Origin of the sequence: Pseudomonas lini (assembly GCF_001042905.1) — a bacterium.
Classification (GTDB): Bacteria; Pseudomonadota; Gammaproteobacteria; order Pseudomonadales; family Pseudomonadaceae; genus Aquipseudomonas; species Aquipseudomonas lini.
Window position 1 is genome coordinate 55,682 of record NZ_JYLB01000005.1, and the last position, 26,797, is coordinate 82,478.

Below are 26,797 nucleotides of genomic sequence, written 5' to 3' on the forward strand. Positions count from 1 at the left end.
TGCTTTGATTTGATGGGGGCGCGCGGCGAACCCGTCGATCAAGGCTTGCGTTGGTCATGGGGATCTAATAATGAAAAACCCTTACGCTCCCGGCTTCTGGTGCGCCATTGCAGCATTGGTTTTGCTGTCGGCCACCTATTTCTACGGCGTCATGCTGGCTCACCAGCTCGACACGGCGCTGATATTCCTCGACAGCGCGGCGGCGTTGATCGCCGTGATGGCTATCGTGGTGGTCGCCTGGGCTTCTTTACAGAACCAGCGCATCAAGAAACGACAACTCGAACAAGGCAAGACCCTGGTGCTGATCTGGGACACCAAGGTGGCTTTGCGTCGTGTCGAAACGGTATTCGATCGGTATTTCTGGGGCAGTTACTGGCAACCGGGGCGCACCTTCCAGGAAGTCATGGGCGAACTCACCGGCACGCCGCTGGAAAAAAGCCTCGAAACCTTGAAGAAACAATGCCTGGCGCTGGACAAGCAGGTGGCCGACGAGGGGTGGCACTGGCTCAACAATGCGCGAGAGCTGTCCGATGTCGCCAACGCCATGGCCCGTGAACGCTATCAGCTGGATTTCTGCGACCCGCGCGCGGAAGTGACCGGCGGGGCGGTGATCAATCGGGATTTTGAAGTGCTGGTGTATACGTGGACGGCGCGGTTGAAAAGCTTCGATCATCAGCTTGATGAAATTGAAGTGCAGTATTCATAAAGTTGTATTGGCAGGGCTGACGCCTTCGCGAGCAAGCCCGCTCCCACATTGGAATGCGTTCCCCTGTGGGAGCGGGCTTGCTCGCGAAGGCGATCGGATAGTCACCGAAACTCTCGACCCTTGCCAGTTGTCCACAAGCAGCAATATCCCACAGACACTCTTTCACCTTTAATCATTGGGCCGCTTTGCGGCGCAAATGCTAATCTCCATCCCACTTTTAGCGAAGTCGAGCCGCAACCCGTCATGGGTTCAGGGAAGACGACCACACTTTCAACAACGGACATTGAACGGGTATTTCATGAATAAATCAGCAGGCGTGCTTCTAGGAATTGTCGTGGCCATCGGTGCAGTCAGTGCCGGCGGTGCGTGGTACACCGGCAGCAAACTCGATGGGGTGCTAAACACCTCGATCGCCGACGCCAACAAAGAGCTGCAAGCCGCGCTGGCAGGTTCCAACGGTACGGCGTCGCTGGAGCTGGTGTCGCTTGACCGCCATGTGTTCAGCAGCACCGCGCACTACCGCCTCAAGGGCGAAGGCGAGATGTTTGGTGAAGCGCCGGTCGAGTTGCTGTTTGTCGACCGCATCGAACACGGCCCGCTGCCGTTCTCGCGCCTGGTGTCGCTGAAGTGGTTGCCGGTCCTGGCCACCAGTCACTACGAGCTGGAAAAAACCCCGCTGACCGAGAAGTGGTTCGCGGCCGCCAAGGACAAATCCCCGGTCAAAGGCGTGGTCAATATTGGCTACGACAATTCCACCAAGGGCACCCTCGAGTTTCTGCCGCTGGAAACAGCACTGGATGACAAGTCCAATCTGACCTTCTCCGGTATGAAACTCGATGTAGACGCCAGTGCCCAGGCGCAAAAGGTCAAGGCTGACGGTTACATGGACAGCCTGAAGCTGACCACTGTGGCCGAAGATCAGACCCCGGTGCAGGTCGAGCTCAATGGCTTGACCGTGGCCAGTAACCTGAACAAAAGCACGTACGGTTATTACACCGGCGAAAACACCATCGAGCTGACCAGCAGCAAGACCACCTTCGGCGCCAAACAGTCGGTACTCGGCTTCAAGAACTTTGAAATAAAGAACAAGACCGAGGAGTCGGGCACCAACGCTTCGGGGCGTGCCGATTACAAGGTTGGTGAAGTGTCCTTGAACGGCAAGGTTGTCGGCTCTGCGCAGATGGCCATGAGCCTGAAAAACCTCGACATCCCGTCAACGATGTCGCTGATGCAGATCTACCAGACCAAACTGCAACCGTACGAAAAGGCCGCCACTGAAGCTGCTGCCGCTGGTCTACCGGCGCCGGAGCTGAACCTGACCCCGGCCGAAGAGGCACAGGTCAAGACCGGCCTGGAGAAACTGCTGGCCGCCGGCCCGCAGGTGGCTCTGGAAAATCTGTCGTTCAACACCAGTAACGGCGAAAGCCGCGCCAATCTGGTGTTGGACCTGACCAAACCGCAGTCCATGGACCTGCCGCCAGACCAGTTGGTCAAGCAGTTGATCGCTCTGTTGGACTTCAACCTATTGGTGTCCAAGCCAATGCTGGTTGACGTGCTCACCGTGCAGTCGCAAATCGACGGCCAGACCGACGCCAAGCTCATTGCCGATCAGGCGAGCGCAACCGCTGACATGTTCGGCAGCATGGCGGTCGGCACACAATTGGCGAAACTGGACGGTAACAACGTCGTCACCAAGCTGCACTACGCCAACAATCAGGTGGACTTCAACGGCCAGAAAATGACCCTCGAAGAATTTGTCGGCTTCGTGATGAGCAAACTCGGCGGCACGGGCGACGTCACCCTCCAGTAAAACCGCAGGCCTTCACCGCAACGCCCGGCCTCTGCAACACGCAGACGCCGGGCGTTTTGCTGTCTGGGGTTTCGAAAGGAGGTGAGGAGAGGAACCGCTTTTTGTAGGAGCCAGGCTTGCCGGCGAAGGCGCTCTTAAGGACGCCTTCGCCGGCAAGCCTGGCTCCTACAGGTCCGATTTGCGTTTGACTAGCTGGTATCAGAGAAGACCCGAGCGTCACGAATCTGAATAATTCTTGTGTTCTGAATAGTCGACTACGCTTGCATGCAAGACTGCGCCGATAAAGCTTGGCTGGGTCTTTCGATCCGGCTTTCCGCTACGAATGGGCAAGGGACATTGCGACCCGGCTGGCCATGTAAGGATGCTGACGAATGCCGTGTATTGCTGGTCCCTTGATTCATCGTGGTTTGCGCCCCTTGTTTCGCGTTGCGCTGTGCGGCCAGTTGCTGTGGCCGATGCAGGCGCTCGCCGACACCCCCTACGACCAAATGGTTCGCGATGCACGGGCCGGCAACTACACGCCTGCACTGACCGTATTGCGCCAGGTACCGGTAAACCAGGCCACCACCGGTCAGATCAGCGATCACTTGCAGATCGCCAGCTGGGCGGGTCTGGACGCCGAAGTGGTCCAGGTCTATGAAACCCAAGGGCACAATCGGGCGATGCCGGTTCAGGCCCTGACCGCCACCGCGCGTGCCTATCGCAACCTCAAGCGCTGGGACTCGGCGACCCGGGTGTACAACAAGGCCCTGGCCCTTGAACCGCAAAATGCCGACCTGCAGCTGGGGCTGGCGATGACCCAGGCCGACGCCGGTAAACCTGACGAGGCCGTTGCCCGCGCCAGGGCGCTGGTGGCGGCGAAACCGGATGATGCTTCCCGCCGCTTGGCCCTGGCCTATGCCTTGACCCGCGCCGGCGCCACCTACGATGCATTGTTTGAATACGACCAGGCCTTCATCCGCGCTGGCAGCAAGCCCGACGTCGCTCGGGAATACGTGATTGCCCTGCAACGCGCCCGCCTGCCGGAACCGGCCTTGCGCCTGGCGCGTCAGCGACCGGGGCTGCTGGATCCGGTCACGCTACGACGTCTTGAAGGTGACCTGGCCGCAGAACGTGTGCGCCTGGCCGAGCTGGCCACTCGCAGCGAAAAAGAACGTTATGTGATCGCCGATCGGGCGCTGGCCGATTATGACCAGTTGCTGACGACCTGGACGCCGGATCCTCAGGCCCACGATGACGTCATCCGCTGGCGAATCGATCGCATGGGCGCCCTCAAGGCCCGTGCGCGCACTGCTGATGTGATCGCCGAATACCAGAAGCTGCTCGCCGAAGGCGTGAAGATTCCGACCTACGCCCTGCGTTGGGTGGCGTCGTCCTATCTGGACCAGCGTCAGCCGGAAATCGCCACCGATTTGTATCGTCAGGTGCTGGTGGCGCCGGATGCCGATGTCGGCGACCGCCTGGAAGACAGCACCGCGCTCTATTACGCCTTGCTCGAAAGCGATAAGGCCGATGAAGCGCGTCAGGTCGCTGAAGACCTGGCCAAGACCCAGAAGCCGCGGGTCGAGCTCAAGGGCTTGCCGATGGGCAATCCCAACGATGAATGGATGGACGCGCAGCAACTCGCCGCCCAGGCCGGCACCTACGGCGCTGATCTGCCGTCGGGTGAGCAGCGTTTGCAGACGCTGGTGGATCAGGCCCCGGGCAACCTCGGTCTGCGTCTGGCCCAGGCCGATCTGTACCTGGCCCGGGACTGGCCACGGCGTGCCGAGAATCAGCTCAAGGAAACCGAGAGCATGGCGCCGCGGGACATCGGCCTGGAAGTTGCGCAAGGCCACACCGCCATGGAGCTGCAGGAATGGCGGCAGATGGATGCGCTGACCGACGATGTGGTCGCGCGTTTTCCAGACAACCGTCAGGTCCAGCGTTTGCAGCGTCAGCGTGCAGTCCACGACATGGCCGAGCTGCGAGTGGAGGCCTATGGCGGCAAGAGTTATGGCGGTGGCAACGGCGACGCCGGGGCGGTTAACGGCAGTCGCGATTTCGGCATCGAAACCACGTTGTACAGCCCGCCCATAGATGAAGACTGGCGCGTGTTCGCCGGTGCCGGTTACGCCACCGGCGACTTCCAGGAAGGCACCGGCCACCATCGTTTTCAGCGCGTCGGGCTTGAACGTCGGACCCGCGACATGACCCTGGAAGCGGAGGTCTCCAACCATTCCTACGGTTTCGGTAACAAACAGGGCGCGCGCCTGGCGATTGCCCGAGACATCGACGATCACTGGCAGTACGGCGGCAGCCTCGAATACCTGTCGGCGCAAACGCCGTTGCGGGCCTTGAACAGCGACATCACCGCCAACGGCGGCAGCGGTTTCATCCGTTGGCGCGCCAATGAGAGCCGCGAGTGGAGGCTGGCGGTCAGCCCCTCGCACTTCAGTGATGGCAACAATCGTGTCGAAGCCTTGCTCACCGGTCGCGAGGGTGTTTACCGCGCGCCAGGGTTGCAAGTCGACCTCGGCCTGGAGGTCGGCACCAGCCATAACTCCAAGTCCGACGACGTGCCGTACTTCAATCCCAAATCCGACTTCAGCGTGCTGCCGACGGTGAACGTCAACCACGTGCTCTATCACCGTTACGAAACCTCCTGGAGCCAGCAGTTCCAGGCCGGTGCGGGCACTTATAGCCAGCGTGATCACGGGACCGGCGGCGTCGGCCTGCTGGGTTACGGCCAGCGCTACAGCTGGAACGACGTATTCGAGGTGGGTGGCCTGCTGAGCGTGATCAATCGGCCTTATGACGGCGACCGCGAAACCGATCTGCGCCTGCTCGTCGACCTCACTTACCGCTTCTAGAAGAGTTTGAAGATGCCTTTTATTTCGCGTTTCATCCTTCTGCTGGGAGCGCTGTTGATCAGCGCCTGCGCCCAGCAAGCCCCGGCCTTCGCACCGCCGTCCGAACGCCCGGTGTCGGCCAATGAAAAGCCGTGGCCGAAAAACCACGTGCTCGGGATCTCTTACCACGATGTCGAAGACCGTGACCCCGATCAGGCGGTAGTGGCCGTGCGCACCGAGCGCCTGCTCGAGCAACTGGCATGGCTGCGGGAGAACAACTACAAGCCGGTTACCGTCGACCAAGTCATGGCGGCTCGCAACGGCGGCCCTGAACTGCCACCACGGGCGATCATGCTGAGTTTCGACGATGGCTATTCGAGCTTCTACACTCGCGTGTTGCCAGTGCTGCGCGCCTATAACTGGCATGCCTTGCTGGCGCCGGTCGGGGTGTGGATCGATACGCCGCTGAACCAGCCGGTGGATTTCGCCGGTACACCACGCAAGCGTTCGGACTTCCTGACCTGGGAGCAGATCCGCGAGATTTCCCGATCCGGTCTGGTGGAAATCGCCGCCCACACCGACGCCAGCCACAAAGGCGTGTTGGCCAACCCGCAAGGCAACCTGCAACCGGCGGCCGCCACTCGGCGTTATGACGCTGCAACCGGCCGCTATGAAACCGAAGCCGAATTCCAGGCCCGGATGCGCGCCGACGTGGCGGCCATCTCGGAGAAGATCCGCAAGGTCACCGGTTACAAACCGCGTGTCTGGGTCTGGCCATACGGCGCGGCGGACGGCACCTCGCTGCAAGTGGTCAACGAACAGGGTTATCAGATGGCCCTGACCCTGCAAGACGGCCTCGATTCTCTCGACAACCTGATGAGTAGCCCGCGCTTTTTGGTGGCCTCGGACCCGAATGGCGAACACTTCGCCAACAGCATCGTCTCGGTGCAGGCCGAATCGCCGATGCGCGTGGTGCATGTGGACCTGGACAACGTCTACGACGCGGACCCGGCCCAACAGGAAATCAACCTCGGCAAACTGATCCAGCGCATGGCCGACATGGGCGCCAATACGGTGTTCCTGCAAGCCTTCGCCGACCCAGCGGGCGATGGCCTGGTGCATTCGCTGTACTTCCCCAACCGGCACCTGCCGGTGCGCGCCGACCTCTTCGACCGCGTGGCTTGGCAGTTGCGTACTCGGGCTAACGTCAAGGTCTTCGCGTGGATGCCGGTGCTGAGTTTTGCCCTGGACTCGAAGTTGCCACGAGTCACTCGCTGGGACCCGAAAACCGCTACCACGTCGATCGATCCGGATCAGTACAAGCGCTTGTCGCCATTCGATCCAAATGTGCGGCGCATCATCGGTGAAATCTACGAAGACGTGGCACGCCTGACCTCGGTCGACGGCATCCTCTATCACGATGATGCGGTGCTGTCGGACTTCGAAGACGCCGGGCCTGAAGCCCTGAAGGTCTATGCCGCCAACGGTCTGCCCGGTTCGATCGCCACCCTGCGCGACGATCCGGCTACCCTGCAACGCTGGACGCGGTTCAAGAGCCGCTACCTGATCGATTTCACTCACGAACTGACCGCCAAGGTCCGCGCCATTCGTGGCCCGCAAGTGAAAACGGCACGCAATATTTTCGCCGAGCCGATGCTCAACCCCGAGAGCGAAGCCTGGTTCGCACAGAACCTCGACGACTTCCTGGGCGCCTACGACTGGACGGCGCCGATGGCCATGCCACTCATGGAAAAACAGAGTCTCCAGCAATCCGGCCCCTGGCTCGAAACGCTGGTGGCGACGGTGAAATCGCGCCCCGGCGCACTCGACCGCACGGTGTTCGAATTGCAGGCCCGCGACTGGACGAAAAACGCCGACGCCGACGCCGACATCGACGGCGAGCAGTTGGCTGACTGGATGGGCCGCCTCAAGCGTCAGGGCGCCACCAGTTTCGGCTACTACCCGGACAACTTCCTCGAGAACCAGCCGGACCTGAAAACCGTGCGGCCCGCGCTCTCCAACAAGTGGAATCCATAACATGCTGGACAGACTTTTAGCCCTGCTGGTTCTGGCGATCGTCCTTGGGGTTCCCCTTGGGCTGATCTTCCTGCTCACCGGGCAATTCCTGATGGACTTCGTGTTCTTCTATCCACTGTTCATGTCGGGACTGTGGATTGCCGGCGGCCTGTATTTCTGGCTGCACTGGGAGCGGCACTGGCCGTGGCAGGACGACACTTTGCCGCCACCGCTGGCCGGCGAGCCGCTGATCTCGATCCTGATCCCTTGCTACAACGAAGGCGACAACGCGGCCGATACCATCCACGCGGCGCTGGCCCAGCATTACCCGAACATCGAAGTGATCGCGATCAACGACGGCTCCAAGGACAACACTGCCGCGGTGCTCGATGCACTGGCATTGCAGGATCCGCGTTTGCGGGTGCTGCACCTGGCGGAGAACCAGGGCAAGGCCGTGGCCCTGCGCATGGGCGCCATTGCGGCGCGCAGCGAATATCTGGTGTGCATCGACGGTGACGCGCTGCTGGCGCCGAATACCGCGGCGTATCTGGTGGCGCCGATGCTCGACAATGCGCGACTGGGCGCGGTGACCGGCAACCCGCGAATCCGCACCCGTTCGACCTTGATCGGCCGCGTGCAGGTCGGCGAGTTCTCGTCGATCATCGGCCTGATCAAGCGCACCCAACGGGTGTTCGGGCGGATCTTTACCGTCTCCGGGGTGATCGTCGCCTTCCGCCGCACAGCGCTGAACCGGGTCGGCTACTGGAGCCCGGACATGATCACCGAAGACATCGACATCAGCTGGAAGCTGCAACTGGATCACTGGAGCATTTTCTACGAGCCCCGCGCGTTGTGCTGGATCCTCATGCCGGAAACCCTCGGCGGCCTGTGGAAGCAGCGTCTGCGCTGGGCCCAGGGCGGCGCCGAGGTGCTGTTCAAGAACATCCGTGGCATCTGGCAATACCGTCATCGTTACCTCTGGCCGCTGCTGTTCGAATACTGCCTGTCCACCGGCTGGGCGTTCACCTTTCTGCTGTCGGTGATTTTTTGGGGCGTCGGCAAATTCGTCGAAATGCCGCCAGCCATTGCCGTCGATCACCTGATGCCGCCGGCGTTTACCGGGCTGCTGTTGGCAGTGGTCTGCCTGGTGCAATTCGCGGTCAGCATCCTGATCGACCGCCGTTATGAAAAGGGCCTCGGCAAGACCATGTTCTGGGTGGTCTGGTATCCGCTGGTGTTCTGGCTTATCAGCTTGTTCACCACCCTGGTCAGTTTTCCCAAAGTGCTGTTCGGCCAACATCAGAAGCGCGCGCGCTGGGTCAGCCCGGACCGGGGCATCAAGCCGCTGAATGACGATGAAGAGGAAATCATCAAATGAAAATCATCAGAACCCGGCAGCGGCCCTTTCTGGTCGTGATCGATGTTTTTCTCACCGTGCTCGCCTGGGTAGGTCTGCTGTATCTACTGGCGCGGGGTTTGTGGCCGTTGATCGATACCCATGACGGCCCGCGCATTGATGCGTCATTTTTCGACGCCCTCGGCACGTTGCAGATTTACCTGTGGGTGGCGTTGTTGAATGCGGTGATCCTGATCACGTGGGCGCGTTATCAACAGAGCAAAAGCAAGAGCTTCGCCCAGCGCCGTTTGCCGGCGCCGGTGGTGGATGATCAGGGGCTCAGCAAAAGCTTCAAGCTGACCGGCGACCGCTTGGCGAAATTGCGCACGCCGGGCTCGATGACCATTCATAACGATCAGGATGGTGATGTCAGCCATGTTGTTACGCATTACTTCCCGGTCGACCCGGCCGAGCTGCCGCCGCCTTTGGCGCCGCTGGAGCATCCGTTCGTGATTCGCTTACCGGCCGAAGATGACGACAATCGAGAGCCGATAAGCATCGCTTGACCCGCTCTTTGTAGGAGCTGCCGCAGGCTGCGATCTTTTGATTTTCAGCGGTTTCGAAAATGCCAAAGATCAAAAGATCGCAGCCTGCGGCAGCTCCTACGAGGGGAACGGAGGATTGGAGAGATCGGTCAGGCAAAATCCCGAATCAGGCGCCAGGCCTCATCCACCGACAGCGGTTGTTTCATTCGTTCGGCGAGCATCGCCATGGTCCGTTCCTGATCGCAGGCAACGGCCGCCGCCACCACGCCGTTCTTGCCGAACAGGCCGATAAACGGTGGATGGTCAGGATCGCCCTTGAACTCGACCTCGTCCCAGGCCTCGGCGTGTCCGAGGTAGTCGTAATTTTTGCCGAAGTGCCAGGTCCAGAAATACGGTACATCGAGGTAGCGCTCGTCACCGCCGAGCATATTCGCCGCTGCAATTCGCGCCTGTTGCTGGGCCAGGCGCCAATGCTCGATCCGTTGCGGCTGGCCGTTGAGCGGGAAGGTCGCGATGTCGCCGACGGCCCAGAGCCCATCGGTCACGCGCATCCCGCCATCCACCTTCAGAGACTGATCCTTTTCTTTTGGCAGATCAGCAAACGGGGTCGTTGCCGGGGTGACGCCAATGCCGACCAACACCAGATCTGCCGGCAAGCGCTGACCGTTATCCAGCAGCACCGCTTCGACCTTGCCTGTGCCTTCGATCTGCGCGGCTTCGCCATCCGTATGAAACACCACGCCGTTGACCTCGTGCAGGGCACGAATTGCCTTGCCGACAGCTTCGCCGAATTGCGCCTGGAAAGGGATGGCATGGCGGGCCAGGACGGTGACGTCCAGGCCGTACTGACGCAGGGATGAAGCGGACTCCAGGCCAATGAAGCTGTCGCCGACAATCACTGCTCGTTGACCGGGTTTTGCAGTCGTCAGAATCTGCTGCGCCTGTGCCCTCGAGCGCAGCACGAACACCTGCGGCAGATCAGCGCCCGGCAGCGACAGGGATTTGGGTATGCCACCGGTGGCGATCACGGCGGCGTCATAGTTCAACGATTGACCATCGGCCAGGCGCAGGGCACGGTTCGGTGCATCCAGGCCCATTACATCGCTGTTTATCCGTTCAATGCGCTGTTCGCTATAAAAGCTTTCATCGCGCAGCGGCGGCACTTCGTCCGGCGGCATCTCCCCGGCAATCACGAATTTGCTCAATACCGTACGGTCGTAACCGGCCTCGGGCTCACGGTCGATCAACAACACCCGGCCGCCGAAACCTTTCTCCCGCAACGCCGCCGCACAAGCCGTACCTGCGGCACCGGCACCGATGATCACAAAGGTCCGCTTATCGTCCGCCGGCGGGCTGCTGGGAGTAGGCATCGGCTGGTCGTCGACCCAGACCTCATCGTCGCGGATTTCAAGCGGGTAGCGTCGCAGACTGTCCAGCGACGGTGGCTCGCATAACGCGCCATCTTCGAGCCGGTACGCCGCCTTGTGCCACGGGCAGATCAGTCGTCCCTCACACAGCGCACCTTTGGCCAAGGGAGCCCCGGCGTGGGGACATTTGCCCTGATAGGCGCGCAATTGATCGCCGACCCGCAGCAAGACGATTTTCGTCTTATCGATCCGGACTTCAAGGCCACGGTCTTGGGGCACATCGGCGAAACGGGCGACGCGATGCAGTGCCATGATCGATCTCCAGGGAGGTGTTTCACTTAAGAGTTTGGCGCCTATTCCCAGGTTCAGCCAATTCCCGCTGCCACCGCACGAACGGTCCGGCTATAGTTTGCCAGCCGACCACGGCCCCACCCGCACAAGGTGCTCCGGTATGACCCGATTGACCTCTTTGAACCCTTGGCTGGCGGCCGTTGCAGTCGCCCTTTGCGTGCAGTTTCCGGCACAGGCCCAGGAGCGTTTCACCCTCAGCATTCCCGGTGTTTCGGACAATCGCCTGTTCACGTCGGCGGCGGCCAGCGATGCCAGCGGTTGTGGCGGTAAGAACCAATCCCCGGCCCTGAGCTGGAACGCCGGCCCCCCGGGCACTCTCAGCTACGCCATCGTCATGCACGACCCGGACGGCCAGAAAGGCCTTGGCGTTGATCACTGGATTCATTACGGCATCAAGGCCACCACGCGGCAGATTCCGGCCGGTGTCGGCGCCAAATCCGCCCTCGAAGGCGTGGGCGGCAGCAACAGCAAAGGCACCACCAGCTACATAGGCCCTTGCCCGCCCATTGGCGACAGCTCCCATCACTACCTCATTCAGCTTTACGCCCTGGACCTGGCGCCAGACGCCTTGCCCGCCGGCCTGACCCGCGCGCAGTTGATGGAACAAATCAAAGGCCATGTGCTGAAAAACAGCAGTGTGGTGCGGCGTTATCACCGCTGAAGATTATTCACTTCGGCTTAACCCGAACTGATCGGGCTGTCCGTCTCAGAGGATGAATGAGTCAATTTCCTCCTGAGGTCAGCCCCCATGTCCCTCCCACTGTATTACTTGCGCCCGGCCGCCCAGGGTTTCGCCGCCGGGTTGTTGCTGGCCATCGCCGGTTGCGGCGCTTCATCCACGTCTGATCCGGCGGTGGTTGCGCCCCCGGCTCAAGGTGAGCTGAAAACTGAAGCGTTGGTGCGTGAGGCGGCCATGGCGGACACCGCGCAGGCCAAACGCAGCGCGCGACCGGCCCCATTAGTCGCTTTCGCGCCAATGCCGGCAGGCGAGGCTTATCCACAAGGCTATCGGGATGAGCAGCGGGAGCAATATCAGGCGCTGGCCGATAACCCGATTCACAGCGTGACCGAGGCACCGGTCTCGACCTTCAGTGCCGATGTCGATACTGGCGCTTACGCCAATGTCCGGCGCTTGCTCAATCAGGGGCGCTTGCCTCCCGAAGGGGCGGTGAGGCTGGAAGAACTGGTCAATTACTTCCCCTACGATTACGCCTTGCCCACCGATGGCTCGCCATTCGGCGTGACCACCGAGCTGGCGCCGTCGCCCTGGAACCCGCATACCCGCTTGCTGCGCATCGGCATCAAGGCATCTGATCGCGCAGTGGCGGAACTGGCTCCGGCGAATCTGGTGTTTCTGGTGGACGTCTCCGGCTCGATGGACCGGCGCGAAGGTTTGCCCATGGTCAAAAGCACGCTGAAATTGCTGGTCGATCAATTGCGCGAGCAGGACCGGGTTTCGCTGGTGGTGTATGCCGGAGAATCTCGCGTGGTACTGGAGCCGACTTCCGGACGGGAAAAAGCGAAAATTCGTACCGCGATCGATCAATTGACCGCAGGCGGTTCGACCGCCGGAGCGTCGGGTATCGAACTGGCCTATCAAATGGCCCAACAGGCGTTTATCCCCAAAGGCATCAACCGCATCCTGCTGGCCACCGACGGTGACTTCAACGTCGGCATCAGCGACTTCGACAGCCTCAAGCAAATGGCTGTGGATAAACGCAAGACCGGCGTGTCCCTGACCACCCTGGGTTTTGGTGTGGATAACTACAATGAACACCTGATGGAACAACTGGCCGACGCTGGCGATGGCAACTATGCCTACATCGATAATCTGCGCGAGGCGCGCAAAGTACTGGTGGATCAGCTCGGCTCGACCCTCGCAGTAGTGGCGAAAAACGTGAAGCTGCAGGTGGAGTTCAACCCGGCGCAGGTCAGCGAATATCGGCTGCTGGGTTATGAGAATTGCGCCTTGAAGCGTGAGGATTTCAGCAGCGACAAAGTCGACGCCGGAGAAATCGGCGCAGGGCATACGGTGACAGCGTTGTACGAAATTGTGCCCAAGGGCGAGAAGGGCTGGCTGGAACCGCTGCGGTATGGCAATTCCGGGGCCGATGTTTCCGTAAAAAACGGGGAAATGGCGATGCTGCGGGTGCGTTATCAGTTGCCGGAAGGTGGGAATAGTCGCTTGATCGAGCGGCCAATACTGAATGGTGAGGCCGGCAAGCTTTCGACCGCCAGCGATGACCTGAGATTTGCCGCCGCCGTTGCCGCATTTTCTCAGCAACTCAAGGACGGGCGCTATACCGGTGAGTTCAGCCTGAAAGACACCGAAGCCCTGGCCCGTGGCGCACGGGGCGATGATCAATTCGGCCTGCGCAGTGAATTCGTACAGTTGGTGGAGTTGGCGCAGAGCCTGCGAACCCCGACCGCCTCCAATCAACAGCCCAACGACAACCGGATAGAGTGAAAGAGGCCAGCGCTGACATGTCCGATTCTGCAATCAGCTCAGCCGCCGGCAGCGACGAATCGCTGCTGGCGCGCTACCGCTCCGGCGACGGGCCGGCGTTCGAAGTTTTGTACGCCCGTCATCGCCAGGGCCTTTATCGATTCCTCCTCGGCCTCAGCGGCAAGCCCGAACTGGCCGAAGAGGTGTATCAGGAAACCTGGCTGAGCCTGATCCGCAGCACCAGTCAGCCACAAGGCCGGGCGAACTTTCGTACCTGGCTCTACCAGATTGCCCGCAACCGACTGATCGATCACTGGCGCAAACACGGAATCCACAACCCCTTGCACGACAGCTATGACGAACAAACCCACGCCCTGATCGATGACACGGCCGACCCCGAACAACTGCTGAGCCTGAGCCGCGATGGTCAACGCCTCGAAGCCGCCCTGCAAACCCTCCCCGCCGATCAGCGCGAAGTGTTCCTGCTGCGCGCCCATGGCGACCTCGACCTGCCGCAGATCGCCACCCTCACCGAAACACCGCTGGAAACCGTCAAAAGTCGCTTGCGCTACGCCCAGCAAAAACTGCGTCGGCTGCTGGCCGAGGAGGTACTGACATGACTGACGCCCGACAAACACCGCCATCGCCTGACGATGAAATGCTCAAGCATTTTCGCGATCACAGCAACGGTGAACCACCGGCGCATCTCGACGCCTTCATCCTGGCCACTGCGCATCGCGAAGCCCCCGCACCGAAGCCGAACCTGTGGCAACGCTGGCTCCGCGCCTGCCAGCAACCCCGCTGGCAAGTGGCATTCGCCAGCCTCGTCGGCGTGGCCCTGATGCTGGCACTGGTGCAACGCACGCCGGAACAGCTGCCGAGCTATGACTTCGCGCCTGCGCCCAAAGCGTCCGCGCCGCTGGCCAAACCGGAAGCCGCTGTTCGCTCCCAGGCTGCACCGGCCGGCGCGATCTCCGCTCCCGAACCTGCTGCACCCATGGCGGAGTTTTCTGCACCGATGCAGCGCGAGTCGATCAATAGCGAAATGGCGGACGAAGCCAAAGTCAGCAAACGCTTAGCCGCGCCGGCCAAGTCACTGGATGATCAATTACGTGAAGTGATACGCCTGCAAGAGACCGGTCAAAGCCAAGCCGCCGAGGCGCTGCTGACGACACTGCACAAACGCTACCCCAAGGAAAACCTCACCGCCCGACTCAAGGATTTGCAGAAGAAATGAGGTGAGACGCGGTCGGCAAATTTGGCATCGACACCCGAAAGCGCGCACTATCAGCTCATAGCCGATGCGTTGGAGGATGCCGTGGCACAAAAAATCGACCGCATCGCCCAAATGCTCAACTGCCCGGTCAAGGGTGAGGAATTGCGGCGAGCAGTGACTGAGAGTCGTAAGGAGTTTCTACTGGCGAAACAGGCAGAAGAAGCGCTTGAGGAAGACGTTCTTGATGATGAAGTGGTCGAGGACGAAGCGGATGATGACTACGACGAGTTTGACTGGACGACAGAATGAAAAAACCGCTTCGGCGGTTTTTTTGTACCCACAAAAAAGCCCCAGACCCTAAGATCTGAGGCTTTCTCGTTTCTACGTATGGTGCACCAGGCGGGATTCGAACCCACGACCCCTGCCTTCGGAGGGCAGTACTCTATCCAGCTGAGCTACTGGTGCAATGCGGGCGCCATGATACTCATATGCACTGCGGGCGTCCATGCTGCTGAATCGTCTGCCTTTTTCCAAAGCGTAACCTACGATTGCTACGCTGATCTGAAAAAATAGGCAAATGCGGCGTTTTCGTTCTTTTTTTCGAACAGCCTATTGTCCTTTACCCCCTTTGATCCTAGGATTCGTTTGAGATTTCAAACGCTCTTGTCTGGGTGCTGAACCGCACGAGTTCGATCAGTGCGCTATTTATGTGCTTCAGCCCGGTGAATGATTTCCCTGACGGCAGCCTATAAGGCGCCTTTCTATAATCATAATTCGCTCCGCGCGTGCCGCGGTGCTGTTAAGGAAAGCCGACATGCAGCTTAAAGACACCCAGTTGTTCCGCCAGCAAGCCTTTATCGATGGCGCTTGGGTCGATGCGGACAACGGTCAGACGATCAAGGTTAACAACCCGGCAACGGGCGAAATTCTGGGCACTGTGCCGAAAATGGGCGCTGCCGAAACCCGCCGTGCGATCGAAGCCGCAGACAAAGCGCTGCCGGCCTGGCGCGCACTGACCGCCAAGGATCGCGCGAACAAACTGCGTCGCTGGTTCGAGCTGATCATCGAGAACCAGGACGACCTGGCTCGCCTGATGACCCTGGAGCAGGGCAAGCCATTGGCTGAAGCCAAGGGCGAGATTGTTTACGCCGCTTCCTTTATCGAGTGGTTCGCTGAAGAAGCCAAGCGCATCTACGGTGACGTGATTCCGGGCCACCAGCCAGACAAGCGCCTGATTGTGATCAAGCAGCCGATCGGCGTGACCGCTGCGATCACCCCGTGGAACTTCCCGGCCGCGATGATCACCCGTAAAGCCGGCCCGGCCCTGGCCGCCGGTTGCACCATGGTGCTCAAGCCTGCTTCGCAAACGCCGTTCTCTGCATTCGCCCTGGCTGAACTGGCTCATCGTGCCGGTATTCCGAACGGTGTGTTCAGTGTGGTGACCGGCAGCGCCGGCGACATTGGCAGCGAGCTGACCGGCAACCCGATCGTGCGCAAACTGTCGTTCACCGGCTCGACCGAAATCGGTCGTCAGTTGATGACCGAGTGCGCCAAGGACATCAAGAAAGTCTCGCTGGAACTGGGCGGCAACGCGCCGTTCATCGTGTTCGACGACGCGGACCTGGATAAGGCCGTCGAAGGCGCGATCATTTCCAAGTACCGCAACAACGGCCAGACCTGCGTCTGCGCCAACCGCCTGTACATTCAGGATTCGGTCTACGACGCGTTCGCCGAAAAACTGAAAGTGGCCGTGGCCAAACTCAAGATCGGCAACGGCCTGGAAGACGGCACCACTACTGGTCCGCTGATCGACGAAAAAGCCGTGGCCAAGGTTCAAGAGCACATTGCTGACGCCGTGAGCAAAGGCGCTACCGTGCTGGCGGGTGGCAAGAGCATGCAAGGCAACTTCTTCGAGCCGACCATCCTGACCAACGTGCCGAACAACGCTGCCGTGGCCAAGGAAGAAACCTTCGGTCCATTGGCGCCACTGTTCCGCTTCAAAGACGAAGCTGACGTGATCGCGATGTCCAACGACACCGAGTTCGGTCTGGCCTCGTACTTCTATGCTCGCGACCTGGGCCGTGTGTTCCGTGTGGCTGAAGCCCTGGAATACGGCATGGTCGGCGTCAACACCGGGTTGATCTCCAACGAAGTCGCGCCGTTCGGCGGCATCAAGGCGTCGGGCCTGGGCCGTGAAGGCTCCAAGTACGGCATCGAAGATTACCTGGAAATCAAATACCTCTGCCTGGGTATCTAAGCTCGGCCCGGCAAGGCATTGCTTCAAGCGCAAAGGGCACGAGAGCGCTGTCCCTTTGCGACGCTTCAAACGGAATTTTCTCTGTGGCCGGGAAAGCTGTGGCAGTCGATCATCGCATGCTGCCGTAGTTGCCTCCCGCCGCATTTTCCTTGAACCACGCCGCCCGATGAGCGGTGAATGAGGACACTATGAGCAAGACTAACGCATCCCTGATGAAACGCCGCGAAGCCGCTGTACCGCGCGGTGTTGGCCAGATTCACCCGATCTTCGCCGAGTCCGCGAAGAACGCCACCGTGACCGACGTTGAAGGTCGCGAGTTCATCGACTTCGCCGGCGGTATCGCTGTGCTGAACACCGGTCACGTGCACCCGAAAATCATCGCCGCCGTCACCGAACAGCTGAACAAGCTGACCCACACCTGCTTCCAGGTCCTGGCTTACGAACCGTACGTGGAAGTGTGCGAAAAAATCAACGCCAAGGTGCCAGGTGATTTCGCCAAGAAAACCCTGCTGGTAACCACCGGCTCCGAAGCCGTGGAAAACTCCATCAAGATCGCCCGCGCCGCCACTGGCCGTGCCGGCGTGATCGCGTTCACCGGCGCTTACCACGGTCGCACCATGATGACTCTGGGCCTGACCGGTAAAGTCGTGCCTTACTCGGCCGGCATGGGCCTGATGCCAGGCGGCATCTTCCGCGCGCTGTACCCGAACGAGCTGCACGGTGTGAGCATCGACGACTCGATCGCCAGCATCGAGCGCATCTTCAAGAACGACGCCGAGCCGCGTGACATCGCGGCCATCATCATCGAGCCGGTTCAGGGCGAAGGTGGTTTCTACGTCGCGCCTAAAGAGTTCATGAAGCGTCTGCGCGCCCTGTGCGACCAGCACGGCATTCTGTTGATCGCTGACGAAGTGCAGACTGGCGCTGGCCGTACCGGCACTTTCTTTGCCATGGAACAGATGGGCGTTGCCGCCGACCTGACCACCTTCGCCAAATCCATCGCCGGCGGTTTCCCGTTGGCCGGTGTGTGCGGCAAGGCCGAATACATGGACGCTATCGCTCCAGGCGGCTTGGGCGGTACTTACGCCGGTAGCCCGATCGCTTGCGCCGCGGCCCTGGCCGTGATGGAAGTGTTCGAAGAAGAGCACCTGCTGGATCGCTGCAAAGCGGTCGGCGAGCGTCTGGTGACTGGCCTGAAAGCCATCCAGGCCAAGTACCCGGTCATTGGTGAAGTGCGTGCCCTGGGCGCGATGATCGCGGTCGAGCTGTTCGTCGACGGCGACAGCCACAAGCCGAACGCTGCTGCTGTGGCATCGGTTGTGGCCAAGGCGCGCGACAAGGGCCTGATCCTGCTGTCGTGTGGCACCTACGGCAACGTTCTGCGCGTACTGGTACCGCTGACCTCGCCGGACGAGCAACTGGACAAAGGCCTGGCGATCATCGAAGAGTGCTTCGCCGAGCTCTGATCCATTTGTGATCTGATCGACAAAAAACCCGCTTCGGCGGGTTTTTTGGTATTCCCGCAAATCAAATCAGCCAGAGATAATCCGGTTCTTGCCCTGGCGCTTGGCTTGGTACATCGCCGCATCGGCGCGGGCGAACAGGGTGTCGATGCTTTCATCCTCGTGTGTGAGACTGCTCAGGCCTTGGCTGACGGTGATGCCGAAGGTCTGGTCGTCATGGCTGAAGCTTAACCGCTGAATTTCCCGTTGCAGGCGCTCGGCCACTTGCATGGCCATGTCCGGTGCACAGCCGGGAAACACCGCTGCGAATTCCTCACCGCCGATCCGTCCGAACAGATCACCACGCCGCAGGGCCGCGCGACCGCTCTCGGCGATGCGTTGCAGCACCTTATCGCCTTCCTGGTGACCGTAGGTGTCGTTGACCACTTTGAAGTCATCGATGTCCAGCAACAGGAACGCCATCGGCGCGCCGTTCAACCGCGCCTGCTCGAATTCGTGATTCGCGCATTCGAAGAAGTGTCGGCGATTGCTGCTTTGGGTCAACACATCGGTGCTGGCCAGGCGTTGCAGCTCGGCTTCCATCTGCTTTTTCTCGGTGATGTCTTCGGCAATGCCGACGATGATCACCGGTTGACCCGGCTCGGCCTGACGGTTGATGAAACACTTGTCGCTGAGCCAGCGCACTTGGCCGTCTGCCGCGATGATGCGGTATTCGCGATCTTCGACGGCGCCTTTGACCAGCACTTGGGCGAGGCTGCGCTCGGCGTAGTCCAGATCGTCGGGGTAGACGCTGTCGCGCCAGTGGTTGAAGTCGGACAGCAACAGGCCGGCGGGGCGGCCGAAAATCCGGTCATAGGCCGGGCTGACGTAGAGCACCTGACGGGTTTCCCAGTTGAATGCCCAAAGCACGGCGTTGACGCTGACCAGCAGCGAGCTGAACAGCTGTTCGCGTTCGCTCAGGCGTGCCACTTCACCCTGGGCATGCATCAGCGCCATCAGCGTTTGCGCGGCCTCGGGCCACTGCGGAAGGGATGTGTCTTGTAGGCTTTTATTAACCATCGGCACAAATCTCAAAGGGCGTGCCGCTATGTCGACAGCGGCCAAGAACAAAGCCCGCCTGGATGGCGAAGTGTCTTTGAGATAGGGGATTTGGAGCGAAGTTCCCGCTTGGGGGGAAGGGGCCCGCTGGGCGGTATGGCTGCTTGAATTGACGACGCGTTTTTACGGGTGAAACGCGTCGTCAGGTTTTGCGACGGCTTCGCCGCCGAACGGGGGCAAGCCCCCTCGCCACAGAGGATCAGGCGTTGGCAGGGCGCAGGGAGTAGGTTTTCAACTGGTCGGCGAAGTCACGCAGGGATTGAATCCCGCTGGCCTCGGCCTCGTGTACCCAATCCTTGATGGCAGCCAGCATGTCGTGACCATTTGAGCTGGTCTTGACCCAGATCTGTTGCAAGGCCAGGCGCTTCTCGTAAATTACCTTCAGCGCCTGGCTATGCTCGAGCATGGTCTGGATGCGCATATGGTGTTTTTCGTCCAGCAGGCTGGTTTCCCGCGAGAGCAAACGCTTGGCCCGGTAGAACTGGTGGCGGACCGAGTGATCGACCTTTTCCAGCTCTTGCTTGACCAGCGGCGCGATCACCAACTTGCGGTACTGGGCCATGATCTGGAAGCGGTTGTTGAGGATCGCCATGGCGGTGTCCATGTCCAGGCTGCCTTTGCCTTCGACACGGTGGGCGATCGGCGCGACCCGCTGGACCTTGGCCAGACGCAGGAAGCTGAAGACCTGGATCCAGGCCCAGCCGAGGTCGAATTCCCACTTCTTCACCGACAGTTTGGCGGAGTTAGGGTAGGTGTGATGGTTGTTATGCAGTTCTTCGCCGCCGATCAGGATGCCCCAGGGCACCAGATTGGTTGCCGCATCGCGGCATTCGAAGTTGCGGTAGCCGATGGCATGGCCCAGGCCATTGACCACGCCGGCGGCCCACACCGGGATCCACATCATCTGGATGGCCCAGATGGTGATGCCGATGGTGCCGAACAGCAGCAGGTCGATGACGCCCATGATTGCCACGCCCAGCAGCGGGAAGCGGCTGTAGAGGTTGCGTTCGATCCAGTCTTCGGGACAGTTTTTGCCGTAGATGCGCAGGGTCTCGGGGTTTTCCGCTTCGGCGCGGTACAGCTCGGCGCCTTTGCGCAGAACGGTGGACAACCCCTTGATGACCGGGCTGTGCGGGTCATCGACGGTTTCGCATTTGGCGTGATGCTTGCGGTGGATAGCTGTCCACTCGCGGGTGTTCTGCGCCGTGGTCAACCACAGCCAGAAGCGGAAAAAATGTTTCAGGCCAGCATTGAGCTCGAGCGAGCGATGGGCTGAATAGCGATGCAGATAAACCGTGACGCCGACGATAGTCACGTGGGTCATCAGTAGGGTGACTGCCACCAGTGACCAGGGCGATAAGCCAAGAAAACCTTCGTACCACATAGCCTATAGGACCCTCGATAAAGAAAAAAACAGCCATCGCATTATCACTTAGCTCACAGATAAAACCAGTCGCCCTTTCAGATAAGAGTGGCTGGATGTGTCTTTAATCTACAACTCCAGCCTTTTTGTAGGGACATGGACGCTCTAATGTCAGCCACCTATCGCGATGCTTTGCGTGCAGCGCTGCTCTATCTGGTGCTTTCCGTAGCCTGGCTCCAGTTTAGTGGTTATTTATTGAACAGGTTCTTCGATAGTTCCACCGACCTGCTGCGCTGGTAGCGGATCAACGGTTATGCCTGGGTGACACAGGTTTAGGCTCGACCGGATATCCGATGCGTACTCAGACCCCCGAAGGCTGTGATCTTTTGATCTTCCGGCCATTAACTCCCCGCAAACCCTTGTCTCAGCAAGTAATCTATTTTGGTTATATAAACATTCTTAAATAGTCTTTTTAAGAATATCCGCGCCTATCTACTATTGCCCTACGCCGTAAGCAGTGCCCGCCACTGCCAGGCATATCTCATTAAAGGAGCAGCACCATGAGCGCATCCCTACGTAGTGTTGACGGGCAGGACGAAGCCACCATTTTGCGTGAGATCCAGAGCGCTTTGCGCGATCTGCGCTTTGGCGCGGTGGAAATCACTGTGCACAACGCCCAGGTGGTTCAGATCGAACGCAAAGAGAAATTCCGTTTGCAGCAGCCGGGCAACAAGCCGAGCTGAAGCGAAAGATCAAAAGAACAGGCAACCCGTTCCAGACCATAAGAAAAAGCCAATACATCAAGAATTCCAGGAGCTTTCACCATGTCGTCGATTCGTCATTTTGCTTTGGCCGCCCTGGCCAGTGCCCTTTTTGCTGGTTCCGCGGTTGCCAAGGATTACGAGTTGCTCAACGTGTCGTATGACCCGACCCGTGAGCTGTACCAGGAGTACAACGCCGAGTTCATCAACTTCTGGAAAAAGGACCACGCTGGCGACAACGTGAAAATCCAGCAGTCCCACGGTGGTTCGGGCAAGCAGGGCCGGGCGGTGATCGACGGTCTGCGGGCCGACGTGGTGACTCTGGCCCTGGCCGGTGACATCGACGAAGTTGCCAAGCTCGGCAAGAGCTTGCCGGTCGACTGGCAGAAGCGTCTGCCGGAAGCGAGTACGCCTTACACCTCGACCATCGTGTTCCTGGTGCGCAAGGGCAACCCGAAAGGCATCAAGGACTGGGGCGATCTGACCAAAGACGGCGTGGAAGTCATCACCCCGAACCCGAAAACCTCCGGCGGCGCACGCTGGAACTTCCTCGCGGCCTGGGCCTATGGCCTGAAAGCCAACGGCGGTAACGAAGCCAAGGCCAAAGAGTACGTGCAGACGCTGTTTAAACACGTGCCAGTGCTGGACACCGGTGCTCGCGGTTCGACCATCACCTTCGTCAACAACGGTCAGGGCGACGTGTTGCTGGCCTGGGAAAACGAAGCGTTCCTGGCGTTGAAAGAAGACGGCGGCGCCGACAAGTTCGACATCGTCGTGCCTTCGCTGTCGATCCTGGCCGAACCACCGGTGGCCGTGGTCGACAAGAACGCCGAGAAAAAGGGCAACACCGACATTGCTGAAGCGTACCTCAAGCACCTGTACAGCCCGGCCGGCCAGGAAATCGCGGCGAAAAACTTCTATCGTCCACGGGACAAGGACGTGGCCGCCAAGTACGCCAAACAGTTCCCGACACTGGAACTGGTGACCATCGACAAGGACTTCGGTGGCTGGAAAGCCGCGCAACCGAAATTCTTCAATGACGGCGGCGTGTTCGACCAGATTTATCAGGCGCAATAACCTGAAATAAGCCATAAACGAGCCTCGAATTCCGATTCGAGGCTTTGCGCGTTCTCAACCAAGGACTTTTATGTCGCGTCGTATCTCCCCCGTCATACCCGGCTTCGGGCTGACGCTGGGCTACACCTTGGTGTACCTCAGCCTGATTGTGCTCATTCCACTGGCGGCAATGTTCGTGCATGCCGCTCAACTGACCTGGGATCAGTTCTGGGCAATCATCTCGGCGCCTCGAGTGCTGGCGGCGTTGAAGCTGAGCTTCGGCACCGCGCTGTATGCCGCGATCATCAACGGCATCATTGGCACGCTGCTGGCCTGGGTGCTGGTGCGCTATACCTTCCCGGGACGCAAAGTCATCGACGCGATGATCGACTTGCCGTTCGCATTGCCCACGGCGGTGGCCGGTATCGCGCTGACAGCGCTGTACACCCCCACCGGGCTGGTGGGTCAGTTCGCGGCGGACCTGGGGTTCAAGATCGCGTATACCCCCCTGGGCATCACGCTGGCGCTCACTTTTGTGACGCTTCCATTCGTAGTACGTACCGTACAGCCTGTACTGGCCGATATTCCCCGTGAAGTGGAGGAGGCGGCGGCGTGCCTCGGTGCCAAGCCGTTACAGGTTTTCCGCCATATTCTGGTGCCGGCGTTGTTGCCAGCTTGGCTGACCGGTTTCGCTTTGGCCTTTGCCCGCGGGGTCGGCGAGTACGGTTCGGTGATCTTCATCGCCGGCAACATGCCGATGAAAACAGAAATTCTGCCGCTGCTGATCATGGTCAAACTCGACCAGTACGATTACACCGGCGCCACCTCCATTGGTGTACTGATGCTAATGGTTTCCTTTGTCCTGTTGCTGCTGATCAACTTGCTGCAGCGGCGCATCGAAACCCCATAAGGAGGCGCAAAAAATGTCCCAATCGTCTATTGCAGCTGCCTCCTCGAACGCCGCCCGCCGTGGCAGTGCCACGTCGCGGCGAGTCTTGATCGGCCTCGGCTGGCTGATCTTCGCGCTGTTTTTGTTATTGCCGTTGTTCATCGTGGTGTCCCAGGGCCTGAAGCTGGGCCTGGGGGCGTTCTTCACCGCGATCTTCGAGCCAGACGCCTTGTCGGCGTTGAAACTCACCGTGATCGCCGTGCTGATTTCGGTGCCGCTGAACCTCGTATTCGGTGTCAGCGCGGCGTGGTGCGTGAGTAAATACTCGTTCCGTGGCAAGAGCATGCTGGTGACCCTGATCGACCTGCCGTTCTCGGTGTCGCCGGTGATTGCGGGTCTGGTCTACGTGTTGATGTTCGGCGCCCAAGGCCTGTTCGGGCCGTGGTTGCAGGATCACGACATCCAGATCGTCTTCGCCTTGCCGGGCATCGTGCTGGCGACGATTTTCGTCACCGTGCCGTTCGTGGCGCGTGAGCTGATCCCGCTGATGCAGGAACAAGGCACCCAGGAAGAGGAGGCCGCGCGCCTGCTCGGTGCCAATGGCTGGCAGATGTTCTGGCACGTCACCGTTCCCAATATCAAATGGGGCCTGATCTATGGCGTGGTGCTGTGTACGGCCCGGGCCATGGGTGAGTTCGGTGCGGTGTCGGTGGTTTCCGGGCACATTCGCGGGGTGACCAACACCCTGCCGTTGCACGTCGAGATCCTCTACAACGAATACAACCACGTGGCCGCGTTCGCTGTGGCGAGCCTGTTGCTGATCCTGGCGCTCTTCATCCTGCTGCTCAAGCAGTGGAGCGAAAACCGTATTAACCGCCTGCGCGCCAGCGCCGCGGAGGAATAAGTCATGTCGATCGAAGTGCGTAACGTCAGCAAGAACTTCCACGCGTTCAAGGCGCTGGACAACATCAGCCTGGACATTCAAAGCGGCGAGCTGGTGGCGCTGCTGGGGCCGTCCGGCTGCGGCAAGACCACATTACTGCGAATCATCGCCGGCCTGGAAACCCCGGATCAGGGCAGCATTGTGTTCCATGGCGAAGACGTTTCCGGCCACGACGTGCGGGATCGCAATGTCGGTTTCGTGTTCCAGCACTACGCCTTGTTCCGGCACATGACGGTGTTTGACAACGTTGCTTTCGGCCTTCGCATGAAGCCGAAAAACCAGCGTCCGAATGAAAGCCAGATCGCGGTGAAAGTCCACGAACTGCTGAACATGGTGCAGCTGGATTGGTTGTCCGATCGCTACCCGGAACAACTCTCCGGCGGCCAGCGTCAGCGCATCGCGCTGGCCCGTGCCTTGGCGGTGGAGCCGAAAGTTTTGCTGCTCGACGAACCCTTCGGCGCGCTCGACGCCAAGGTCCGTAAAGAGCTGCGTCGCTGGCTCGCGCGTCTGCACGAAGACATCAACCTGACCTCGGTGTTCGTGACCCACGACCAGGAAGAGGCAATGGAAGTCGCCGACCGTATCGTGGTGATGAACAAGGGCGTGATCGAGCAGATCGGCTCACCGGGCGACGTCTACGAAAATCCGGCCAGCGATTTCGTCTATCACTTCCTTGGCGACTCGAACCGTCTGCATTTGGGCGAAGACCGGCACGTGCTGTTCCGTCCACACGAAGTGTCGCTGTCGCGGCATGAACTGGAAGACCACCACGCGGCTGAAGTGCGGGATATTCGTCCGCTGGGCGCCACCACGCGGGTGACGCTGAAGGTCGAAGGCCAGAGCGAGCTGATCGAAGCTGAAGTGGTTAAGGATCACGACAGCCTGGTTGGCTTGGCGAAGGGAGAGACGTTGTTCTTCAAGCCCAAGGTCTGGCAGAAAGTCGCCAACATCTAAAGCAAAAGCATCGCGGGCAAGCCCGCTCCCACAGGGGATTTGTGAACGACACAGATCACTGTGGGAGCGGGCTTGCCCGCGATGGCGTCCTACACCGCTGCGTTTTTCTGACGCAAACGCACACCCCCCACCCGCGCCTCGATCTGCTCTTTCAGCTCGTGCCGCATCCCGAGCAAAAACGCCAACTCAACCACCACAAACAACGGCCCGACAATCAACCCCGTCACATCATCGACAAACGCCGGTTTGCGTCCCTCATAATGATGACCGACAAACTGAATCGCCCACCCCACCACAAACATCCCGATACCGCTTGCGAGCCAAACCAGCGTGCTGTGCTGCGCAAGAACCTGACCCGCCCAGATGCACAGACCGAGCAACACGGTCATCAATACCCCAAGACGCACCTCCAGGCGCAGGTAAAACCACGCCGATGCCATTGCGACCAGCACCGCCGGCGAAACCCAGCCTCCACCCCATTGCGGCCGTGACAGCAACACCGCGACCGCCACTACAATCAGCGGGATACCGATAAAGTGGCTGGCGATATTGCGCGGGTCACGGTGGTAGGCGGCGTATTGACTGAGATGGTCAACGAGGCTTTTCATTGTTATTCCTCCTGTAGGGTGATGGATGATGCCCCGGTTTCATCTCTCGCTCTGTCAGCCAGGCGACAATCTCCAGGAGTTTTCATGGACATGCAGGTTTGGCGTTCGCGCCTGGATACGGGGCAGTGGTTCAGTCATTTACCTGTTCCCTTACAGAATAGTCTGCTGGCTGCGGCCCGAGTGCGGCGCCTGCCGTCGGGGCAACTGCTGTTCAAACGCGGTGATCCGCCGTGCGGGCTGTATGCAGTGCTCGAAGGTTCGGTGCGCATTGGCGCGGTGAGCGAGCAGGGCAAGGAAGCGCTGCTGAGCCTGGTGGAAGCACCGCACTGGTTCGGCGAAATCTGCCTGTTCGATGGCCAGCCGCGAACCCACGATGCCTACGCCATTGGCCAGTGCACCCTGTTGCACATCCCGCAGGCGACGCTGTTGAAGTTGCTCGACCAACAACCGGTTTACTGGCGGCAACTGGCGTTGTTGATGAGTCACAAACTGCGCCTGACCTTCATCAACCTCGAACAGCTCAGCCTTATGCCCGCCCCGGCACGCTTGGCGCATCGCTTGCTGATGATCGCCGAGGGCTATGGCGAATTTGACCCGCCGCGCCGTGTTCTGCAACTGCCTCAGGAGCAACTGGCGTCGATGTTGTCGCTGTCGCGCCAGACCACCAACCAGCTCCTCAAGGATTTGCAGGGGCAAGGGATTCTGGACCTCAAGTATGGCGAGATCGAGATTCTGGATGCCGAGCGGTTGCGAGCGTTGGCGGTGATTTGAAAAATGATCG

General features: G+C 60.0%; 24 protein-coding genes and 1 tRNA gene. 20 read left to right on the forward strand and 5 right to left on the reverse strand.

The window, feature by feature from the left end:
• Positions 1–70: 70 nt before the first annotated feature.
• The 6 genes from TU81_RS15650 to pgaD all read left to right on the forward strand — a co-directional run bounded on the left by TU81_RS15650 (position 71) and on the right by pgaD (position 9,265).
• Positions 71–706, forward strand: coding sequence for a hypothetical protein (locus tag TU81_RS15650; protein ID WP_008068581.1), 636 nt, complete (start codon positions 71–73; stop codon positions 704–706).
• A gap of 298 nt (positions 707–1,004) precedes the next feature.
• Positions 1,005–2,516 (forward strand): YdgA family protein, encoded by a 1,512-nt coding sequence (locus TU81_RS15655; protein WP_048395984.1) that lies wholly within the window; start codon positions 1,005–1,007, stop codon positions 2,514–2,516.
• Between the two features lie 371 nt (positions 2,517–2,887).
• Entirely contained in the window at positions 2,888–5,368 is a 2,481-nt protein-coding gene (pgaA, locus tag TU81_RS15660) for a poly-beta-1,6 N-acetyl-D-glucosamine export porin PgaA (protein ID WP_048395985.1), read from the forward strand.
• Between the two features lie 12 nt (positions 5,369–5,380).
• The gene (gene pgaB, locus TU81_RS15665; protein WP_048395986.1) at positions 5,381–7,384 is read left to right on the forward strand and encodes a poly-beta-1,6-N-acetyl-D-glucosamine N-deacetylase PgaB; all 2,004 of its coding nucleotides are present in this window, start codon (positions 5,381–5,383) and stop codon (positions 7,382–7,384) included.
• Position 7,385: 1 nt separating this feature from the next.
• Complete coding sequence (gene pgaC, locus TU81_RS15670) at positions 7,386–8,741, forward strand: poly-beta-1,6-N-acetyl-D-glucosamine synthase (protein WP_038978426.1); 1,356 nt, start codon at positions 7,386–7,388, stop codon at positions 8,739–8,741.
• Positions 8,738–9,265 (forward strand): poly-beta-1,6-N-acetyl-D-glucosamine biosynthesis protein PgaD, encoded by a 528-nt coding sequence (gene pgaD, locus TU81_RS15675; RefSeq protein ID WP_048395987.1) that lies wholly within the window; start codon positions 8,738–8,740, stop codon positions 9,263–9,265. The genes pgaC and pgaD overlap by 4 nt, the downstream gene beginning before the upstream one ends.
• A 128-nt stretch (positions 9,266–9,393) precedes the next feature.
• On the opposite strand, the gene TU81_RS15680 is transcribed toward pgaD, so the two are convergent.
• Positions 9,394–10,923, reverse strand: coding sequence for an apoptosis inducing factor family protein (locus tag TU81_RS15680; RefSeq protein ID WP_048395988.1), 1,530 nt, complete (start codon positions 10,921–10,923; stop codon positions 9,394–9,396).
• 139 nt (positions 10,924–11,062) lie between these two features.
• Here TU81_RS15680 and TU81_RS15685 point away from each other — a divergent pair, with 139 nt between their 5' ends.
• From TU81_RS15685 to TU81_RS15705, 5 genes are all read left to right on the forward strand, one after another.
• The gene (locus TU81_RS15685) at positions 11,063–11,623 is read left to right on the forward strand and encodes a YbhB/YbcL family Raf kinase inhibitor-like protein (protein WP_048395989.1); all 561 of its coding nucleotides are present in this window, start codon (positions 11,063–11,065) and stop codon (positions 11,621–11,623) included.
• Positions 11,624–11,710: 87 nt separating this feature from the next.
• Positions 11,711–13,429 (forward strand): vWA domain-containing protein, encoded by a 1,719-nt coding sequence (locus TU81_RS15690; protein ID WP_048395990.1) that lies wholly within the window; start codon positions 11,711–11,713, stop codon positions 13,427–13,429.
• A gap of 17 nt (positions 13,430–13,446) precedes the next feature.
• Positions 13,447–14,028, forward strand: a complete 582-nt coding sequence (locus TU81_RS15695; protein ID WP_048395991.1) for an RNA polymerase sigma factor — start codon at positions 13,447–13,449, stop codon at positions 14,026–14,028.
• Entirely contained in the window at positions 14,025–14,645 is a 621-nt protein-coding gene (locus TU81_RS15700; RefSeq protein ID WP_048395992.1) for a hypothetical protein, read from the forward strand. The genes TU81_RS15695 and TU81_RS15700 overlap by 4 nt, the downstream gene beginning before the upstream one ends.
• Before the next feature lie 21 nt (positions 14,646–14,666).
• Positions 14,667–14,933: a hypothetical protein gene (locus tag TU81_RS15705; RefSeq protein ID WP_217450493.1), complete on the forward strand. Its 267-nt coding sequence runs from the start codon at positions 14,667–14,669 to the stop codon at positions 14,931–14,933.
• 79 nt (positions 14,934–15,012) lie between these two features.
• On the opposite strand, the gene TU81_RS15710 is transcribed toward TU81_RS15705, so the two are convergent.
• Positions 15,013–15,089 (reverse strand) — tRNA-Arg (locus TU81_RS15710).
• Between the two features lie 349 nt (positions 15,090–15,438).
• On the opposite strand from TU81_RS15710, the gene gabD reads away from it, so the two are divergent.
• Positions 15,439–16,881, forward strand: coding sequence for an NADP-dependent succinate-semialdehyde dehydrogenase (gabD, locus tag TU81_RS15715; RefSeq protein ID WP_038978451.1), 1,443 nt, complete (start codon positions 15,439–15,441; stop codon positions 16,879–16,881).
• 188 nt (positions 16,882–17,069) lie between these two features.
• Positions 17,070–18,347: a 4-aminobutyrate--2-oxoglutarate transaminase gene (gene gabT / locus TU81_RS15720; RefSeq protein ID WP_008068635.1), complete on the forward strand. Its 1,278-nt coding sequence runs from the start codon at positions 17,070–17,072 to the stop codon at positions 18,345–18,347.
• A 66-nt stretch (positions 18,348–18,413) separates the two neighbouring features.
• On the opposite strand, the gene TU81_RS15725 is transcribed toward gabT, so the two are convergent.
• Positions 18,414–19,403, reverse strand: a complete 990-nt coding sequence (locus tag TU81_RS15725) for a GGDEF domain-containing protein (protein ID WP_048395993.1) — start codon at positions 19,401–19,403, stop codon at positions 18,414–18,416.
• A 238-nt stretch (positions 19,404–19,641) separates the two neighbouring features.
• Positions 19,642–20,826 carry a delta-9 fatty acid desaturase DesA gene (gene desA / locus TU81_RS15730; RefSeq protein ID WP_048395994.1) on the reverse strand — a complete coding sequence of 395 codons (1,185 nt, stop codon included), beginning with the start codon at positions 20,824–20,826 and terminating at the stop codon, positions 19,642–19,644.
• A 147-nt stretch (positions 20,827–20,973) separates the two neighbouring features.
• On the opposite strand from desA, the gene TU81_RS30955 reads away from it, so the two are divergent.
• The 6 genes from TU81_RS30955 (at position 20,974) to TU81_RS15755 (ending at position 25,408) form a co-directional block, all read left to right on the forward strand.
• Positions 20,974–21,105, forward strand: coding sequence for a hypothetical protein (locus tag TU81_RS30955; protein ID WP_267885929.1), 132 nt, complete (start codon positions 20,974–20,976; stop codon positions 21,103–21,105).
• 260 nt (positions 21,106–21,365) lie between these two features.
• Positions 21,366–21,548 (forward strand): sulfur starvation response protein OscA, encoded by a 183-nt coding sequence (gene oscA / locus TU81_RS15735; protein WP_022643503.1) that lies wholly within the window; start codon positions 21,366–21,368, stop codon positions 21,546–21,548.
• A gap of 81 nt (positions 21,549–21,629) precedes the next feature.
• Positions 21,630–22,643 carry a sulfate ABC transporter substrate-binding protein gene (locus tag TU81_RS15740; RefSeq protein ID WP_048395995.1) on the forward strand — a complete coding sequence of 338 codons (1,014 nt, stop codon included), beginning with the start codon at positions 21,630–21,632 and terminating at the stop codon, positions 22,641–22,643.
• Positions 22,644–22,713: 70 nt separating this feature from the next.
• Positions 22,714–23,532 carry a sulfate ABC transporter permease subunit CysT gene (gene cysT, locus TU81_RS15745; protein ID WP_048395996.1) on the forward strand — a complete coding sequence of 273 codons (819 nt, stop codon included), beginning with the start codon at positions 22,714–22,716 and terminating at the stop codon, positions 23,530–23,532.
• 13 nt (positions 23,533–23,545) lie between these two features.
• A complete protein-coding gene (gene cysW / locus TU81_RS15750) occupies positions 23,546–24,415 on the forward strand; it encodes a sulfate ABC transporter permease subunit CysW (protein ID WP_008068643.1) in 870 nt (289 codons plus the stop codon).
• A gap of 3 nt (positions 24,416–24,418) precedes the next feature.
• A complete protein-coding gene (locus TU81_RS15755) occupies positions 24,419–25,408 on the forward strand; it encodes a sulfate/molybdate ABC transporter ATP-binding protein (protein WP_048395997.1) in 990 nt (329 codons plus the stop codon).
• An 89-nt stretch (positions 25,409–25,497) separates the two neighbouring features.
• On the opposite strand, the gene TU81_RS15760 is transcribed toward TU81_RS15755, so the two are convergent.
• Positions 25,498–26,016: an Mpo1 family 2-hydroxy fatty acid dioxygenase gene (locus tag TU81_RS15760; protein WP_048395998.1), complete on the reverse strand. Its 519-nt coding sequence runs from the start codon at positions 26,014–26,016 to the stop codon at positions 25,498–25,500.
• An 84-nt stretch (positions 26,017–26,100) separates the two neighbouring features.
• On the opposite strand from TU81_RS15760, the gene TU81_RS15765 reads away from it, so the two are divergent.
• Entirely contained in the window at positions 26,101–26,787 is a 687-nt protein-coding gene (locus TU81_RS15765) for a Crp/Fnr family transcriptional regulator (protein WP_048395999.1), read from the forward strand.
• The last annotated feature ends 10 nt before the right edge of the window (positions 26,788–26,797 follow it).

Bases quoted from the DNA above. Each gene is read 5' to 3' on its own strand.
- TU81_RS15650 (WP_008068581.1), top strand. From the start codon at position 71: ATGAAAAACCCTTACGCTCCCGGCTTCTGGTGCGCCATTGCAGCATTG.
- TU81_RS15655 (WP_048395984.1), top strand. From the start codon at position 1,005: ATGAATAAATCAGCAGGCGTGCTTCTAGGAATTGTCGTGGCCATCGGT.
- pgaA (WP_048395985.1), top strand. From the start codon at position 2,888: ATGCCGTGTATTGCTGGTCCCTTGATTCATCGTGGTTTGCGCCCCTTG.
- pgaB (WP_048395986.1), top strand. From the start codon at position 5,381: ATGCCTTTTATTTCGCGTTTCATCCTTCTGCTGGGAGCGCTGTTGATC.
- pgaC (WP_038978426.1), top strand. From the start codon at position 7,386: ATGCTGGACAGACTTTTAGCCCTGCTGGTTCTGGCGATCGTCCTTGGG.
- pgaD (WP_048395987.1), top strand. From the start codon at position 8,738: ATGAAAATCATCAGAACCCGGCAGCGGCCCTTTCTGGTCGTGATCGAT.
- TU81_RS15680 (WP_048395988.1), bottom strand. From the start codon at position 10,923: ATGGCACTGCATCGCGTCGCCCGTTTCGCCGATGTGCCCCAAGACCGT.
- TU81_RS15685 (WP_048395989.1), top strand. From the start codon at position 11,063: ATGACCCGATTGACCTCTTTGAACCCTTGGCTGGCGGCCGTTGCAGTC.
- TU81_RS15690 (WP_048395990.1), top strand. From the start codon at position 11,711: ATGTCCCTCCCACTGTATTACTTGCGCCCGGCCGCCCAGGGTTTCGCC.
- TU81_RS15695 (WP_048395991.1), top strand. From the start codon at position 13,447: ATGTCCGATTCTGCAATCAGCTCAGCCGCCGGCAGCGACGAATCGCTG.
- TU81_RS15700 (WP_048395992.1), top strand. From the start codon at position 14,025: ATGACTGACGCCCGACAAACACCGCCATCGCCTGACGATGAAATGCTC.
- gabD (WP_038978451.1), top strand. From the start codon at position 15,439: ATGCAGCTTAAAGACACCCAGTTGTTCCGCCAGCAAGCCTTTATCGAT.
- gabT (WP_008068635.1), top strand. From the start codon at position 17,070: ATGAGCAAGACTAACGCATCCCTGATGAAACGCCGCGAAGCCGCTGTA.
- TU81_RS15725 (WP_048395993.1), bottom strand. From the start codon at position 19,403: ATGGTTAATAAAAGCCTACAAGACACATCCCTTCCGCAGTGGCCCGAG.
- desA (WP_048395994.1), bottom strand. From the start codon at position 20,826: ATGTGGTACGAAGGTTTTCTTGGCTTATCGCCCTGGTCACTGGTGGCA.
- TU81_RS30955 (WP_267885929.1), top strand. From the start codon at position 20,974: ATGTCAGCCACCTATCGCGATGCTTTGCGTGCAGCGCTGCTCTATCTG.
- oscA (WP_022643503.1), top strand. From the start codon at position 21,366: ATGAGCGCATCCCTACGTAGTGTTGACGGGCAGGACGAAGCCACCATT.
- TU81_RS15740 (WP_048395995.1), top strand. From the start codon at position 21,630: ATGTCGTCGATTCGTCATTTTGCTTTGGCCGCCCTGGCCAGTGCCCTT.
- cysT (WP_048395996.1), top strand. From the start codon at position 22,714: ATGTCGCGTCGTATCTCCCCCGTCATACCCGGCTTCGGGCTGACGCTG.
- cysW (WP_008068643.1), top strand. From the start codon at position 23,546: ATGTCCCAATCGTCTATTGCAGCTGCCTCCTCGAACGCCGCCCGCCGT.
- TU81_RS15755 (WP_048395997.1), top strand. From the start codon at position 24,419: ATGTCGATCGAAGTGCGTAACGTCAGCAAGAACTTCCACGCGTTCAAG.
- TU81_RS15760 (WP_048395998.1), bottom strand. From the start codon at position 26,016: ATGAAAAGCCTCGTTGACCATCTCAGTCAATACGCCGCCTACCACCGT.
- TU81_RS15765 (WP_048395999.1), top strand. From the start codon at position 26,101: ATGGACATGCAGGTTTGGCGTTCGCGCCTGGATACGGGGCAGTGGTTC.